The following is a 15,584-nucleotide window of genomic DNA, read 5'->3' as shown; positions in this document are numbered from 1 at the left end:
CCAGGGCGCGGGCCAGGTCGGCGATGAGGTCCTTGGGGGTGGTCCGTCGTGTCGCAGAGCCGAGTCGGCGGTCAGCGCTCGAGCGTGTCAAAGAGCGGCGCCGCCGGACGGACCATCGGGCCTTCATCCGAGACTGTGACGGCCAGGACCCGGATCCGCTCGTCGCTCGGCAGCGTCAGCGTCGCCGCCCCGCCCGGCGCGTCGATGGCGTAGGCGAACAGGTAGGCGTAGGCGTAGGGGTCGTTCGTGCCGTCCTGAAGGTGCCGGTGCGAGGCGAACCAGGCCACCGGCGCCGGCTTGACGAAGCCGGGGACGAGGGCCGCGTACTCCTCGATCGTCCGCAAGCGCGGCGCGCCCGCCGGCGCGCCGGGCCTGGCCGGGGCGATCTCCTGCCGGGTGGTCCAGACGCGGTTGTCCCATTGGCCGATGTAGCCGCCCCAATCCTGGATCGTGAGCTCGACCGGCTCGCCGCCGATCCTGAACACGGCCTTCTGGTCGCCGGCCGCCGAGGCGGCCAGGATGTAGATCCGGCCCTTCGTCCCGGCCGGGAGGGTCAGGACTTGGCCGCGGGCCGTCATGGCGTTGCGCCGGCCGGAAGGCCCGAGCGCGAACTCGACGCCGCCGCAGCTGATCCGGGCCGGCAGCATCTCGGCCGGAAGCGACCGGCCCTCGCCGTCGAAGCCGCCGACCGGGATCTCGCCGTCACGGGTCGAGGCGTAGACGTCATGGTCGAGGGGAACGGTCTCGAACTTCGGCGCGGCCAGGCGCGCCGGGGCCGGCCCCAGCTTGACGGCGAAGGAGCGGACAGCGAAAGGCCCGAAGTCGGCGACGAGCGCGCCGCCGGCGAGCTTGGCCGGGCCGGCCTCGTCCTCGACGCCGTTGACCTCCCGGGCGGCCAGCAGTGGAGCCGCGAACGAAACCTTGACGCCCTTGGCCGGCCGGCCGCTCATCTCGACCAGGCGGACGACGACTTCGTCGCTCCGCTCGGCCTTCTTCAGGGCCAAAGCCCGGACGCGGCCGTTCGAGATCGACATCAGGGACAGCGACCTGCCCAGCGCCCCGGCGTGGGCCGGGGCCAGGAACGCGGCCTGCGGCTGGTCGAGCCGCAGTGCCTGCCAGTCGGCGCCGCCCTTGCGGAAGTCGCCGGCGTGGCCGGCGATCCCGTAGACGAACTCGTGCCGGCCCCAGTCCTGCGAGGTCTGGTCGGTGTAGCCGCGGTTGCCTTCGATGCCCGGCGTGCGGATCAGGGTCAGGCGCAGGGTGTGGTCGTCCGGCTTGTCCGAGCCGAACTTGGCCCCGGTCAGGATGGCGGCCCCGAACGCGCCCGAGGCGTCGGTCAGGTCGACCCACTGGTGCGAGGGCATCTCGAACTGCTTCTCGCTGTTCGTCGGCCGCTCGATCGTGCCGATGTCCCAGTTGTAGGTCGCGACCTTGTTCTTCGCGGCGAGCGGGAAGACGGCCTTGAGGTGCGCGGCCGGGGTCTTCCAGTCCACGACCGTGGCGAACTCGACCCGGTCGGCCGCGCCGCCGGCCGCCAGGCGCACGGTCTGGACGAAGACCGAGCCCTCGGCCTCGCGGCGGACCTCGACGGCCACGCGGGCCGGCCCGTTCTCGACGACCCGGACCTTGGCCGGGCCGCCGACGTAGGCCCGGGGCGCGCGGCTCTGGTCGGCCCAGTCCATGTTCCAGGCCGGCCACTGGGCCGGCCGGTCGGTCTTGATCTCCAGGCGCGCCGGCGCGGCCAGGAGCTCCCGGCCGACGGACTTGTCGAAGATGGACGAGACGTCGCCGGCGGCGTTCAGGGCGACGCGGTAGCGGGCGTTCTCGAGGGACGAGGGCGAGACCTTGAGGGCCGAGGCCGCCGGCGTCTCGGCCGGCCGGACGTCGTAAACGGCGAACCCGACCGACGGCGACTTGGCCGCGAAGACGGCCCGGCCGTTCTCGAGCTGAGCCGGCGTCTCCCGGCCGTCGGGCCCGAAGACGCGCACGGCCTTGGGCGTCCCGCCCGGGAACTCCACGGCCGCCTCGACGATGTCCTCGCGCGGGACGGACAGGCCGTTGGTGACGACGACGGCCGCGCCCCGGACCCGCGTGTCGAGGGCCGCGGCGACCGATCCGACGGCGCTCGTGAGCACGCCGCCGAACTGGTTGAGGGCCAGGACTTCGTCGTTCCAGGAATATTCGTAAGCCTTGGGGATGCTTGTCCCGGGGATGATGTCGTGGAACTGGCCGCCCATGACCAGCGTCCAGGCGTCGTTGAGCCGGCGCCGCGGATAGGCGCGGCCGCCGAGCCATTCGGCGGCGACCGAGGCCCGCTCGGCGTCGTCGGCCAGGACCTCGTTGCGGCGGTTCCAGCGCTTCATGTAGGCCTGGGAGGTGATGGAGCCGGCCGAGTGGTTGGTCAGCTCCAGGTCGCCCTTGTAGCGGGGGAGCCTCGACTTAACGTCGGGGCCGATGTCGCGGAAAAGCTGGTCGGAGGCGGCCGAGAGGACGCGGACCGGGCCGTCGCCCACCTTGGCCGCGGCGGCGCCGGGCTCGAGGACGGCCTCGCCCCGGGTGACGATAGCCTCCATGAGCTTGACCGAGCGCTCGTTGGGCGAGCCGCCGGTGTCGCCGGTGCCGTAGTAGAGGTAATCGGCGAAGAGCCCGGAGGCGGCTCCGTCAAGGGCGATCCGGGCGGGCCAGTCGGCCAGGGCCCGGCCCGGCTGGCGGCCGTCCTTGGCCGGGGCCGGCGGAGGCGGGGTCTTGGTCAGGTCATAGGTCACCGATCCCGTGTAATCGCCGGCGTTGAGGGCGGCGACGACGCTCCGGCCGTCCAGGCCCTCCCAGACGCCGACGTTGAAGGGAATGCCGGCCGGCGTCTTTTCGGGCGAATCCGGGCCGCCGACCGGGGCGAACGAGCCCCAGGACAGCTTCTGGGTCGAGAAGCCGAGGATGCCGCAGTGGGCCAGGATGCTGGGCAGCGAGGCCGGGAAGCCGAAGCAGTCGGGCAGCATGTATTCGGCGCTGGTCTTGCCGAACTCGGCCCGGAACCACTGCGTGCCGTAGAGGATCTGGCGGATGGTCGATTCGGCCGAGGGCGAGTTGACGTCGTTCTCTTCCATCGAGGAGCCGGCCGGATGCCAGCGGCCGGCGGCGACGTACTTGCGGACCTTCTCGAACGCCTCCGGGTAGTACTCCTTCATCATCCGGTAGCGGTTGGCGCCGCTGAAATTGAAGACGTAGTGCGGGTACTTCTCGAAGAGATCGAAGTTGGTCCGCATGGTCTTGGGCAGGTACTCGCGGATGGTCGTCGGGTAGTCCCAGCGCCATTGGGTGTCCAGGTGGGCGTAGCCGACGACGTAGAGCGTCGGCGTCTTTGGATCGAGCTTTGCCGGCTGATCGGATCTCGCGGACTGGCCGGCGGCCGGAGCGGAGAGGGCGGCCAGGACGGCCAGGGCGACGGAGGCGGCGTGAAGGGATCGGCGGAACGAGCTGAGCATATTGACCTCGCATTCCTGTCCCGACGGCGGGACATCAGCAGTCTAGGATAATCCAACCCGGGTCAAAAAGGAACCCGCGCCGGCATTGAGATCGCCGGTCCGGAGGTGTATAGAGAGGGGACAGGAGGTCCGACATGAAACGGGAGATCATCTTCGCCGCGGCCGCGCTGACCCTCGCGCCGACGGCCCCGGGCCGGGGAGCGGCGGTCGCGCCGGTCAAGGAACCCGTCGACTACGTCAATACGGCCATCGGGACGATCAGCCACATGCTGGTGCCGACCTTCCCGACGATCCACCTCCCGAACGGCATGCTTCGGGTGACCGCGCCTAACGAGAGCTTCACGGCCGACCGCATCGACGGCTTCGGCCTGGCCGTCCCGTCGCACCGCTGGGCCCCGGCCTTCCGGATGATGCCCGCGAGCGGCCCGGCCTCGGAGCTCCGTCCCGGCTGGAGCTCCCGCTACGACCAGGCGAAGGCCCGGCCCTATCGCTATTCCGTCTTCCTCGACGATCCCGAGGCCGCGGTGGAGATGGCGCCGGCCGGCAAGGCCGCCGTTTTCGCGGTGACCTTCGAGGGCGGGGCCGGCCAGCCGCGCTTCATCATGCTCCGGCCGAACGGGACGGGCTCGCTTGCGATCGAAGGGTCGACGATCAGCGGCTTCGAGGACATCAAGGGCTTCAAGGTCTATGTCCACCTCGAGTTCGACACGCCTCCGGCGAGGGTCGGCGCCTTCGCGGCGGGGGACACGGTCGGCTTCGGCCGCGCCGCGACCGCGGGCTCCGGCAAGCCGGTCGTGGCCGAGTTCGCCCCGTCGACGAAGACCGTGCGCCTGCGCTACGGCATCTCTTTTATCAGCGCCGAACAGGCCGCGAAGAACCTGCGCGCCGAGATCCGGGACTTCGACCTCGACCGGCTGGCGGACCGGGCCCGGGCGGCCTGGAACGAGGTCCTCGGCCGGATCGCGGTGGAGGGCGGGACGGAGGACGAGAAGACGGTCTTCTACACGGCGCTCTACCGCTCGCACGAGCGCATGGTCCCGATCTCGGAGGACGGCCGCTATTTCAGCGCCTGGGACGGCCGGGTCCACGAGGACCAGGGCGTGCCCTTCTGGACCGACGACTGGACCTGGGACACCTACCGGGCCCTGCACCCGCTGATGACCCTGCTCCATCCGGCGGCCGAGGGGGAAAAGCTCGCGTCTTATATCCGCATGGCCGGGCAGTCGGGCTGGCTGCCGACCTTCCCGACGGTCTTCGGCGACGACCACTGCATGAACGGCCAGCACGCCGTGGCCCTCTTCCTCGATGCCTGGCGCAAGGGCGTCCGCGGCTTCGACCTGGCCAAGGCCTTCGACTTCGCCGTCAAGACCCTCCGGGAAGAGAGCCTGATCCCCTGGTACCGCGGCCCGGCCACCGAGCTCGACCGCTTCCTGCGGGACAAGGGCTATTTCCCCGCCCTCAGGCCGGGCGAGGCCGAGACGGTCCGGGAGGTCAGCCGGGGCGAGAAGCGGCAGGCCGTGGCCGTGACCCTGGCGGCCTCCTACGACGCCTGGTGCCTGTCGCAGATCGCGGCCGAGCTCGGCCGCCGCGAGGAGGCCGCCTATTTCCGGGGCCGGTCCCTCGATTACCGGAACCTCTGGAAGGCGGACACGGGCTTCTTCCATCCGAAGGACGCCCGCGGCGACTGGATCCTGCCCTTCGACTACAAGTCCTCGGGCGGCCAGGGCGGGCGCGACTATTACGACGAGAACAACGCCTGGACCTACCTCTGGGACGTGCCCCACAACGTCGCCGACCTCGTCGCCCTCCTGGGCGGCCGCCGGGCCTTCGTCGACAAGCTCGACCGGATGTTCGCGGAAGGCTATGACCGGCCGCGCTGGGAGTTCATGAGCCAGTTCCCCGACTCGACCGGCAACGTCGGCATGTTCGTGATGGGCAACGAGCCGAGCTTCCACATCCCCTATCTCTACGATTACGCCGGCGAGCCCTGGAAGGCGCAGAAGCGAGTCCGCATGCTGCTCGAGGCCTGGTTCCGCAACGACCTCATGGGCGTTCCCGGCGACGAGGACGGCGGCGGCATGTCGGCCTTCGTCGTGTTCTCGGCGATGGGCTTCTATCCGGCCACGGCCGGGCTGCCGGTTTACGCGTTCGGGAGCCCGGTGTTCACCAGGGTGGCCATCCGTCTCGAGAACGGCCGGACGTTCGTCCTTTCGGCGCCCCGGGCCGGCCGCGAGAACAAGTACATCCGGTCGGTCAGGATCAACGGCCGGCCATGGGACAAGGCCTGGCTCGGCCATGACGTCGTGGCCGGCGGCGGGACGGTCGAGATCGAGATGGGCGACCGTCCGAACAAGAGCTGGGGCGCGGCCGAAGGCTCCGCCCCGCCGAACGGCTACTGAATGATCCGGACCGGCGTCCAGCGGTCCGTGGTCGTGCCGTCGCCCAGCTGATAATCGGCGTTGTGGCCCCAGGCCCAGACCGACCCGTCGCCCAGGATCGCGATCGTGTCGTCGACGCCGCCATCCGCGGCGACGACGGCGGAGACGCCCGGAACGGCGACCGCGGTCGAGGAGTTGGAGTTCGTTCCGTCGCCCAGCTGCCCGTAGAGGTTCCAGCCGAAGGCGCGGAGGGTCCGGTCGGCGAGGATGACGGCGGTGTGACCGACGCCCGCCCCGGCCGCCGCGCCGGTCGTCAGCCCCGTCGCCAGGACCGGCGTCGTCTGGGACATCGGCTGGGCGCCGTTCCCGAGCTCGCCATAGGAACCCGAGCCCCAGCACCAGACGGTCCCGTCGCCCTTGACCGCGGCGGCGTGATAGCCGCTCGCGGCGATGGCCGTCACGCCCGCGAGGCCCGGCACCTGCACGGGGACGAGGCGCGGGTTGGTCGTGCCGTCGCCGAGCTGGCCGTAGAGGTTGTTGCCCCAGGCCCAGACCGTGCCGTCGGACTTGAGGGCCAGGCCGAAGATGTTCCCGGCCGCGATGGCCGTCACCGACGTCAATCCCTGGACCCGGACCGGCAGATAGCGGTTGTTGGTCGTGCCGTCGCCGAGCTGGCCGTCGCCGTTGCCGCCCCAGGCCCAGACCGTGCCGTCGCTCTTCAGCGCGTAGGTGCTGTTCTCGCCGCCGGCGGCGGCCGTGACGCCGGTGATGGCCGTGATCTCGACCGGCGACAGCCGTTCGGTCGTCGAATTGTCGCCGATCTGGCCGTACTGGTTCCGCCCCCAGGCCCAGACCGCGCCGTCGCTGGTCAACGCGACCGAGTGATAGAACCCGGCGGCCACGGCGACGATGTTCGAGAGGCCCTCGACCCGGGCCGGCGCGGGCCGGGGCGTGGTCGTCCCGTCGCCGATCTGTCCCTCGTAGTTCCCGCCCCATGTCCAGCAGGTCCCGTCGCTCTTGGCCAGCATGGTGTGGAACCGGCCGGCCGCGATGCCGGCCCGCTTGTATTCGCCCGTGGCCACGGAGGAGGTCGTCCAGCCGGAGCGGTAGGCCACGGCCTTGAGCGTCAGCGTCCGGGCGACGTGGACCGGCGCCGTATAGAGGGTCCCGGCTGCTTCCGTAGGCGTCGAGCCGTCCGTCGTGTAGCGGATGGAGGCGCCCGCGGTCGTCGTCGTGATGGCGACGTCCCTGGCCGTCGCGTAGTAGCCGGGCGTGACGCCGAACTGGGGCGCCGCGACGGTCTCGCCGATCACGTAGTCGCCGGACGTGACCGGCGAGGTCGCCCAGCCGGTCCGGTAGGCGACGGCCCTGAGGGTCGCCGACGCGGACAGGCGCACGGGGGCCGTGTACAGGGCGCCGGCGGCTTCGGTCGGCGTCGAGCCGTCGGTCGTATAGCGGATCGCCGCGTTGGCCGTCGTGGTCGAGATGGCGACGTCCTGGGCTTCCTGATAGGTGCCGGGGGCCGGGCTGAAGGCCGGGGCGACGACGTTGAAGCCGATCACGTAGGCCCCGGACGTGACCGCCGAGGCCCGGTAGCCCGTCCCGAAGGCGACGGCCTTGAGCGTCAGCGATGCGGCGACAGGCACAGGGCCCGTGTACAGCGTGCCGGACGCTTCGGTCGGCGTCGAGCCGTCGGTCGTGTAGCGGATGGACGCGCCCGAGCTCGCTGTCGTGATCGTGACGTCCTGGGCGTCGGCGTATTCCCCGGCCGGCGGGCTGAAGACCGGGGCCTCGGCCGGCGGGCCGATCAGGTACTCGCCGGACCTGACCGGAGAGGTCGTCCAGCCGGACTGATAGGCGACGGCCTTGAGGGTCAGGCTGTGGGAGACCGCCACCGGGCCCGCGTACGGGGCGCCGTTCGTCTCGGTCGGCGTCGAGCCGTCGGTCGTGTAGCGGATGGAGGCGCCGACCGTCGCCGTCGTGATCGTGACGTCCTGGGCGGCCAGGTATTCGCCCGGCGCCGGGTTGAAGGCCGGCGTCGAGACCAGGGGGGCGATCGTGTAATCCCCCGAGGTCAGCTGCGAGGTCGTCCAGCCCGAGCGGTAAGCGACGGCCTTGAGCGTCAGCGAAGCGGCGATGTGAACGGGGGCCGTGTAGACCGTGCCGTTCGTCTCGGCCGGCGTCGAGCCGTCGGTCGTGTAGCGGATGGTCGCGCCCGACGTGGCCGTCGAGATCGCGACATCGATCTCCGCCGAGTAGGTCGCGGCCTGGGGACTGAACGCCGGCGCCGCGACCGTGGTCGGCTCGGGCTCTTCCTTCTTGACGGTGCAGGCCGCGGCGATAAGGACCAGGGCGAGGGCGGCGGCCGCGACAGCCCGGATTCCGTTCTTCATGAGACCCCCGGACGATCAAGGATCGCTAGAATGGTTCGGCACCATCATAACGTCCCGTCCGGAGGCCTGTCAACGCGAGAAAACGATCTACTTTTTGACCCTCTTGGCCGTCCACTCCATCTCGCCCATGTCGCCCATGGCGATGGTGCCCTTCATCGTGTCGCCGTCGACCTTGCCCTTGTGGACGATGGCCATGTCGCCCATGGGGCCGCCGGTCATGGTGAAGGTGAACTCGATGTCGTTGCCGACGATCTTGCCTGTGCCCTTGACCTCGCCGCCTTCGGGGCCGGGGCCTCCCTGCATCGAGACCTCGAGGGCCTCGCCGTTCTGGACGAAGGTGATGATCATCGCGGGACGGTCGCCGCCGCCGGGAGGCTCGCCGCCCGGCCCTTCCGGGCCGCCGACCATGGCCATCTCCCAGGATCCGCCGACGTTCGCGGGCTTCGACTGGGCCGCGGCCCCGAGCGCAAGGCAGCCGATGGCCAGGATGATGAGTGCCGGTTTGGGGGACATCAGAACTCCTTTTTAAGCATGAGATCGGGCCGCGGAACGAACCGCCGCCTAGCGTATTAGACACGCCGGCGGGCCGGATCATTCCACTTGAAATAATATTTAAAGCATTGTATATTATCGACTTGCGAGCAGGAAGAAAACCTCTGTGGCCACGTCATAAGTTCCGATTAAGAGCACGGTCATGAAGAAAAATGCTTGGCTGATCATCCTCTTGTCCGGGCTGGCGCTGGCCTCGTGCGCCGTCGGGCCGAAGTACCGGGCCCGGACGCCCGAACAGATGAACGTCCCGGCGGCCTGGCACGCCGCCCTGCCCGAGGGGGCGCACGCCGGCGAGCTGGCGGCCTGGTGGACGACGCTCGACGATCCGGTCCTGACCGGGCTTGTCGACGAGGCCGTCAAGAACAGCCCGACCATGGATCTGGCCCGGGCCCGGCTGCGCGAATCGCGGGCCCAGCGCAAGGTGGCCGCGGCCGCCCTCTACCCGACGGTCAGCGGCCGGGGAAGCGCGACGACCTCCAGGACGGGGGACGCGGGGGCGAACACGATGTACCAGGCCGGCTTCGACGCCAGCTGGGAGCCGGACGTCTTCGGCGCGACGCGGCGCTCCCTCCAGGCCTCGACCGCCGAGCTCCAGGCCGCCTCCGCCAACCTGCACGATACCCAGGTCTCGCTGGCCGCCGAGGTGGCGACCAATTATATCCAGGTCAGATCGCTGCAGTCCCGGATCGCGAACGCCACGGAGAATCTGGCCCTCCAGGCGGAAACCCGCGAGATCGCCGGCTGGCGCTACCAGGCCGGACTCGTCAGCGAGCAGGATTACGAGCAGGCCAAGTCGTCGGAAGCCCAGACGCGGGCCCAGATCCCGTCGCTCGAGACGAGCCTGGCCGAAGCCCGGAACCGGATCGCCGTCCTGCTCGGCCGGCCGCCCGGCGCGGCCGACGAGCGCCTGGCCGCCCCGGCCCCCGTTCCGGCCCTCCCCGAGGCCGTCATCGTCGGCATCCCGGCCGACGTCCTGCGGCAGCGGCCCGATGTCCGGGCCGCCGAGCGCACGCTGGCCGCCCAGACGGCCCGGCTCGGCGCGGCCGTGGCGGCGCAGTTCCCCAGCTTCAGCCTCAGCGGCTCGCTGGGGATCGAAGGCGTGACCCTGGCCGCCCTGACCGGCGGCGCCCCCCTGATCCGCTCGCTGGCCGCCTCGGTCGCCCAGACGATCTTCGCCGGCGGCCGCATCCGCCAGCAGATCAAGGTCCAGAGTGCGGTCCAGGAGCAGGCCCTGGCCAGCTACGAGTCGACCGTGCTCACCGCCCTCGAGGACGTGGAGAACGCCCTCGTTTCCCTGGCCCGCAACCGCGAGCGGTACGGGCACCTGAAGACGGCCGACGAGGCCGCCCGCAGCGCGGCTCTCTACGCGCGGCAGCGCTACCAGGCCGGCCTCGTCGACTATACCAGCGTCGTCAGCACGCTGCAGAACCTGATATCCGCCTCCGACAGCCTGAAGACCTGCGAGGCCGACATCACGACGTCGCTCGTTCAGCTCTACAAGGCGTTCGGCGGCGGCTGGACATCCGACGAAGGAAAGACCCGATGAGCAATGCCAAGACGAATTCCGACGAATTGATGGCCAAGGTCCTGGGGACGGACGAACAGTCCGGCCGCGTCCGCCGGCTGAAACGCTGGCTTATCCCCGCGGCCGTGATCGTTATCCTGGCGCTGGCCGTGCTGGTCGCCGGCTGGCTTCGCCGCAGCGGCGCCAAGGTCGAATACGTCACCGCCGACGTCGTCCGGGGCAACCTGACGGTCACGGTCCAGGCGACGGGCAACCTGGCCCCGACCAAGGAGATCACGGTCGGCAGCGAGGTCTCCGGGCAGATCATCGAGGTCAACGTCGACGACAACGACAAGGTCACCAAGGGCCAGGTCCTGGCCCAGATCGACCTGTCGAAGCTCAACGACGAAGTGGCCCGGTCGAAGGCCAGCCTGACCTCGGCCGAGGCGACGCTGACCCAGACCCGGGCGACCGTGGCCGAGGCCAAGGCCACCCTCGACCGGATGAAGGATGTCCAGACCCTGTCCGGCGGCAAGGTGCCGGCCAAGACGGAGATGGACTCGGCCGAGGCGAGCTACCAGCGGGCCGTGGCCGACGAGGCCAGCGCCCGGGCCAACGTCGAGAACGCCCGGGCCACGCTGAACTACAACCAGACGAACGTCAAGAAGGCGACCATCACCTCGCCCGTGGACGGCGTCGTCCTGGAGCGCAAGGTCGAGCCCGGCCAGACGGTCCAGGCCTCGTTCTCGGCCCCGGAGCTATTCACCATCGCCGAGAACCTGGCCCAGATGAAGCTCGAGGTCGATGTCGACGAAGCCGACGTGGGCGACGTCCGGGCCGGCCAGACCGCGACCTTCAAGGTAGACACCTACCCGAATCGGACCTACCAGGCGGTCGTCCAGCGGGTCCGCCTGGGCTCGACGACGACGTCGGGCATCGTCTCCTACGAGGCCGTCCTGACCTTCAGCAACGACGACCTGAGCCTCCGTCCCGGCATGACCGCCAATGCCGAGATCGTCACCCTCAACCGTGAGAACGTCGTCCTGGCGCCGGCCGCGGCCTTCCGCTGGTCCCCGCCGGCGGCCGCCGCCGGGGCGCCGGCCCGCAAGAACGGCGGCCTGGTCGGCAGCCTGATGCCGGGCCCTCCCGACCGGGACCGCCAGCAGAAGGTCGCCGGCGCGGTCACCTCGACGGACAAGGAGCAGACGCTCTGGGCCCTCAAGGACGGCCGGCCGGAAGCGGTCCGCGTCACGGTCGGCGCCTCCAACGGCCGCCTGACCGAGATCACCTCGGGCGGCATAGAGCCGGGCGCCAAGGTCATCACCGAAACGGCCGTGGCCGTGAAGTAACGGGGCCCCCGATGGCGAACAACGGCACGCCGCTGATCGAGCTCGCGGGACTGACCAAGTCCTACGGCGAGGGCGCGGCCCAGATCATGGCCCTCAACGGGGTCGACCTGCGGGTCGAAGAGGGCGACTTCGTGGCCATCATGGGACCGAGCGGCTCGGGCAAGTCGACGGTCATGAACATCCTGGGCTGCCTCGACACGCCGACCGGCGGGGCCTACCTCTTCCGCGGCGTCCATGTCGAACGGATGACAGGCCGCCAGCGGACGCTGCTCCGGCGCTATTTCCTGGGCTTCGTCTTTCAGGGGTTCAACCTCCTGGCGCGGACGTCGGCCATCGAGAACGTCGAGCTGCCCCTGCTCTACCGGGGCGTGCCCAAGGCCGAGCGTCATCGGGCCGCCTCGGCCGCCCTGGCCCAGGTCGGCCTGACGGGCTGGGAAAAGCACACGCCGGCGGAGCTCTCGGGCGGTCAGCAGCAGCGCGTGGCCATCGCCCGGGCCCTGGTGACGGACCCGGAGATCCTGCTGGCCGACGAGCCCACCGGCAATCTCGATTCCAAGCGCGGCCGCGAGATCATGGACCTGCTGGTGTCGCTCAACAAGGACCGCGGCCTGACCATCCTGATGGTCACGCACGACCATGACATGGCCCGCTACGCGCACCGCGTCATCCGCTTCGTCGACGGGGTCGTCGAACGCGACGATACCAACGGGAGGGCCCTCTGATGCTTCTAAAATCCATCCTGCTGGCCCTCCAGTCGATCAAGCGCAACGTCATGCGGTCCTTCCTGACGATGCTCGGCATCGTCATCGGCGTCGCCGCGGTCATCACCATGGTCACGCTGGGCAATGGCGCGACCAAGGCCATCTCCAACCAGATCGCCAGCCTGGGCAGCAACCTGCTCATGGTCATGCCCCGGATGGAGTTCCGCCCCGGCTCGAGCGCGACGGCCCAGCCGTTCGAGAACCGCGACGTCGAGGCCATCCGGGAGCAGATCAGCTCGCTCAAGGCCGTGGCGCCCATGGTCGAGAGCAGCGCCACCGTCGTCTACGGCGCCAACAACTGGTCCACGTCGGCCACAGGCACGACCAACGACTATTTCACGGCCTCGAACTGGACGTTCGCCGCCGGCCGGCCGTTCAGCGAGGCCGAGATCCAGAGCGGCAAGGCCGTCTGCGTCATCGGCGAGACCATCCGCAAGGAGCTCTTCGCCGGCAAGGACCCGGTCGGCGCCTCGCTGCGGGTCAAGGGCTTCGGCGCCGAGGTCATCGGCGTGCTGAAGAGCAAGGGCCAGGGCGGCATGGGCCGCGACCAGGACGACATGATCGTCATGCCGCTGCGCACGGTCCAGCGGCGGATCGCCGGCAACCAGAAGATCAACATGATGATGCTCTCGGTCAAGGACGGCGTCCTGTCCGACGACGTCGTCAATCAGCTCAAGCTCCTGCTGCGGGAGCGGCGCCGGATCACGGCCGGCGAGGAGGACGACTTCGAGGTCATGGACACCAAGGAGATCGCCCAGACCCTGTCAGGCACGACCAAGACGCTGACCGGGCTCCTCGGCGCCGTGGCGGCGGTCAGCCTGCTCGTCGGCGGCATCGGCATCATGAACATCATGCTGGTCTCGGTCACCGAGCGGACCCGCGAGATCGGCATCCGCCTGGCCGTCGGGGCCCTGGAGAACGAGGTCCTGCTCCAGTTCATGGTCGAGGCCATCACCCTGGCCTGCGTCGGCGGGCTGGTCGGGATCGCCGGGGCGACCGGCACATCCATGATCCTGGCCCATGCCATGGACGTGCCCTACGTCTTCAACCCCGGCATCAACATCCTGTCGTTCTTCTTCTCGGCCGCGATCGGGATCCTCTTCGGGTTCATGCCGGCCCGGCGCGCGGCCAAGCTCAATCCCATCGTCGCCCTGCGCCACGAGTGAGGCCCGGCCGGCCTCCGGCCCGCGGCGCCGCCGCCGGCCGCGTCAGTTCGGCCGGGGCTTGATCCCGAGGCAATAGGCCAGGTTGGCGTTCGGATCGATCTTGACCCTGATCCGGCCGGGCATCGCGCTGAGGATGGGGTTGACGCCGGGGCCGTGCCCGGCCATGGCGCTGAAGCCGTGGATGATCGTGCCGATGGTCACCGCGCCCGCGTACCGGCCGGGTGAGTAGACGTCCGAGTGGTCCCGGATGGCCACGACGTCCCCGATCCGGAGCTTCTTCAGGCCGAACTGCTCGACGACCTCCGGGCAGGTCGTCTGGATGTCGTAATCGACCATCTCGACCGGCTGGGCGCCGAACCCGGAGCCCATGATGTATCCGGGCACCTCCATGACCACGGGCACGACGATCTCGCCGTTCTCGACGGTCAGGCCGAGCTTCTCGAAAACCTCGGGGCAGAGCTTGTTGACCTTGACGTCCTCGAAGCCCTCGATCCTGAGGCCGACGCCCTTGGCCTTGACCCGGACGCGGTCGTTCAGGGCCAGCTTCTCGACGGCTTCCCTGGGGAACCAGACCTTGTCGTCGGCGCCGGCGTGACGGCCGATGTAGATCCCCTTCGCGCCGCGCGCCTCGCCGCTCAGGACCTCGGCCTCGTTGCCGATGCAGGCCAGCAGGGCCAGGGCGCACTCGCTCGGCGACGGCCGGTCCCGGCCCTGGATCGTGACGTCGGGCTCGACGTGGTCGCCCTGGGCCCAGCCATAGACCGAGTCGCCGATGGAGACCCGGTAGTTGATCGAAGCCATGCCGATGAGGAGCGACGGCTGGCCGTCGTAGGTCACGGTGTAGTCGCGCGACGAGGCGGGCTGGACCACGCCTTCTACCGCGGTGACGATCAGGCTGTCCTTGTTGATCCTCAGGCTCGTGACCGGCTTGCGGGCCGCGGCCCTGGCCGGGGCTGGGGCCGGCGGCGCGGCCGACCCGCCGTTCGAGAGCGGCAGGCCGAGGAACTTCCCGATGTTGGCCTCCGGGTCGAGCCGGCCGGCGAGCTTGCCGAACCGGCTGGACAGGATGGCCGTCACGCCTATCCCCAGCCCCGACTGGTCGCTGGGCCCGGCGCAGACGACGCCGACCGTGGCGCCGCCCTTGTAGTAACCCCGGCCGTAGTCCGACTGGGTGTCCTCGAGAAGGACCAAGTCGCCGAAGCGCAGCTCGTCGAGGCCGTACTTCCTGATGTCTGGCGGGAAGCAGGTCTGGATGTGCCAGTTGCCGGACAGGGCCAGGGAGCCCGAGCCCTGGCCGACGATCTCGGCCGGGATCTTCTTGACGACCGGGGCCTCGATCCTGTCGCCGACGATGCGCAGGCCAAGCTTGTCCAGCAGATCGGGCGACAGGCCGTGGATGAAGACGTCCTTGAAGCCCTCGATCTCCAGGCCCATCGAGTCGGCCTTGACCTGGAGGCGATCGCCGACAGCCAGGCGGTCCAGGACGTCCTCGGGGAATTGGGTCAGGACGTAGCTCCCGAACTTGCCGACGACGACGCCCTTGCCGCCGCGGGCCTCCCCGCCGACGACGCGGACCTCGTTGCCGATGCCGGCGTGGGACAGCCAGGCGTCCGAGCCCGAACGGTTCTCGCCGACGCTTTCGGCCGCGACGCCCACGGTCGCCCGGTCGCCTCCGGCCCAGCCGAAGACGCGGTCGCCGAGCCGCAGGTTGTAGTTGATGCCGCCCGTGCCGACGGCCATCTTGGGCTTGCCGTCCCAGGTCGCCAAATACCCGCGCGAGGGCTGGGCCGGCGCGACCTGGCCCTGGACGGCCACGGCCAGGACCCTGTCCCGGTTCGTGGCGACCGTCCGGGCCGCCGGGTCCGGGCCCGCGGCCAGGGCCGCGGCCGCGATGATGCCGACGAGGAATGCGGCGATGCCGAGCGTCCGCTTCGTTCTCATGATGCCTCCCGAGCAATTTCTTCGAGCCATGGGCGGCATTATAGCCGATTCCGCGCCC

Annotated in this window: 9 protein-coding genes; 5 read left to right on the top strand and 4 right to left on the bottom strand. The window is 70.1% G+C overall.

Going from position 1 to position 15,584, the window contains the following annotated elements:
- Positions 1 to 71: 71 nt before the first annotated feature.
- The gene (locus ABFD52_09175; protein ID MEN6560932.1) at positions 72 to 3,482 is read right to left on the bottom strand and encodes a glycoside hydrolase family 38 C-terminal domain-containing protein; all 3,411 of its coding nucleotides are present in this window, start codon (positions 3,480 to 3,482) and stop codon (positions 72 to 74) included.
- A gap of 134 nt (positions 3,483 to 3,616) precedes the next feature.
- Here ABFD52_09175 and ABFD52_09170 point away from each other — a divergent pair, with 134 nt between their 5' ends.
- Entirely contained in the window at positions 3,617 to 5,881 is a 2,265-nt protein-coding gene (locus ABFD52_09170) for a GH92 family glycosyl hydrolase (GenBank protein ID MEN6560931.1), read from the top strand.
- Here ABFD52_09170 and ABFD52_09165 read toward each other — a convergent pair.
- A complete protein-coding gene (locus ABFD52_09165) occupies positions 5,875 to 8,253 on the bottom strand; it encodes a chitobiase/beta-hexosaminidase C-terminal domain-containing protein (protein ID MEN6560930.1) in 2,379 nt (792 codons plus the stop codon). The genes ABFD52_09170 and ABFD52_09165 overlap by 7 nt on opposite strands.
- 87 nt (positions 8,254 to 8,340) lie before the next feature.
- Positions 8,341 to 8,766 carry a hypothetical protein gene (locus tag ABFD52_09160; GenBank protein MEN6560929.1) on the bottom strand — a complete coding sequence of 142 codons (426 nt, stop codon included), beginning with the start codon at positions 8,764 to 8,766 and terminating at the stop codon, positions 8,341 to 8,343.
- A 181-nt stretch (positions 8,767 to 8,947) separates the two neighbouring features.
- Here ABFD52_09160 and ABFD52_09155 point away from each other — a divergent pair, with 181 nt between their 5' ends.
- From ABFD52_09155 to ABFD52_09140, 4 genes are read left to right on the top strand one after another with little or no spacing between them, the layout of a single operon-like run.
- Positions 8,948 to 10,351 (top strand): efflux transporter outer membrane subunit, encoded by a 1,404-nt coding sequence (locus ABFD52_09155; protein ID MEN6560928.1) that lies wholly within the window; start codon positions 8,948 to 8,950, stop codon positions 10,349 to 10,351.
- The gene (locus tag ABFD52_09150) at positions 10,348 to 11,658 is read left to right on the top strand and encodes an efflux RND transporter periplasmic adaptor subunit (GenBank protein MEN6560927.1); all 1,311 of its coding nucleotides are present in this window, start codon (positions 10,348 to 10,350) and stop codon (positions 11,656 to 11,658) included. The genes ABFD52_09155 and ABFD52_09150 overlap by 4 nt, the downstream gene beginning before the upstream one ends.
- An 11-nt stretch (positions 11,659 to 11,669) precedes the next feature.
- The gene (locus ABFD52_09145) at positions 11,670 to 12,380 is read left to right on the top strand and encodes an ABC transporter ATP-binding protein (GenBank protein ID MEN6560926.1); all 711 of its coding nucleotides are present in this window, start codon (positions 11,670 to 11,672) and stop codon (positions 12,378 to 12,380) included.
- Entirely contained in the window at positions 12,380 to 13,585 is a 1,206-nt protein-coding gene (locus tag ABFD52_09140; GenBank protein MEN6560925.1) for an ABC transporter permease, read from the top strand. The genes ABFD52_09145 and ABFD52_09140 overlap by 1 nt, the downstream gene beginning before the upstream one ends.
- Positions 13,586 to 13,627: 42 nt before the next feature.
- On the opposite strand, the gene ABFD52_09135 is transcribed toward ABFD52_09140, so the two are convergent.
- On the bottom strand, positions 13,628 to 15,526 hold the full coding sequence (locus ABFD52_09135; GenBank protein ID MEN6560924.1) for a DUF4438 domain-containing protein: 1,899 nt from the start codon (positions 15,524 to 15,526) through the stop codon (positions 13,628 to 13,630).
- Positions 15,527 to 15,584: the final 58 nt, after the last annotated feature.

Source organism: Acidobacteriota bacterium (assembly GCA_039683095.1).
GTDB lineage: Bacteria > Acidobacteriota > Aminicenantia > Aminicenantales > Saccharicenantaceae > RBG-16-66-30.
This window is presented reverse-complemented; position numbering and strand designations above follow the sequence as displayed.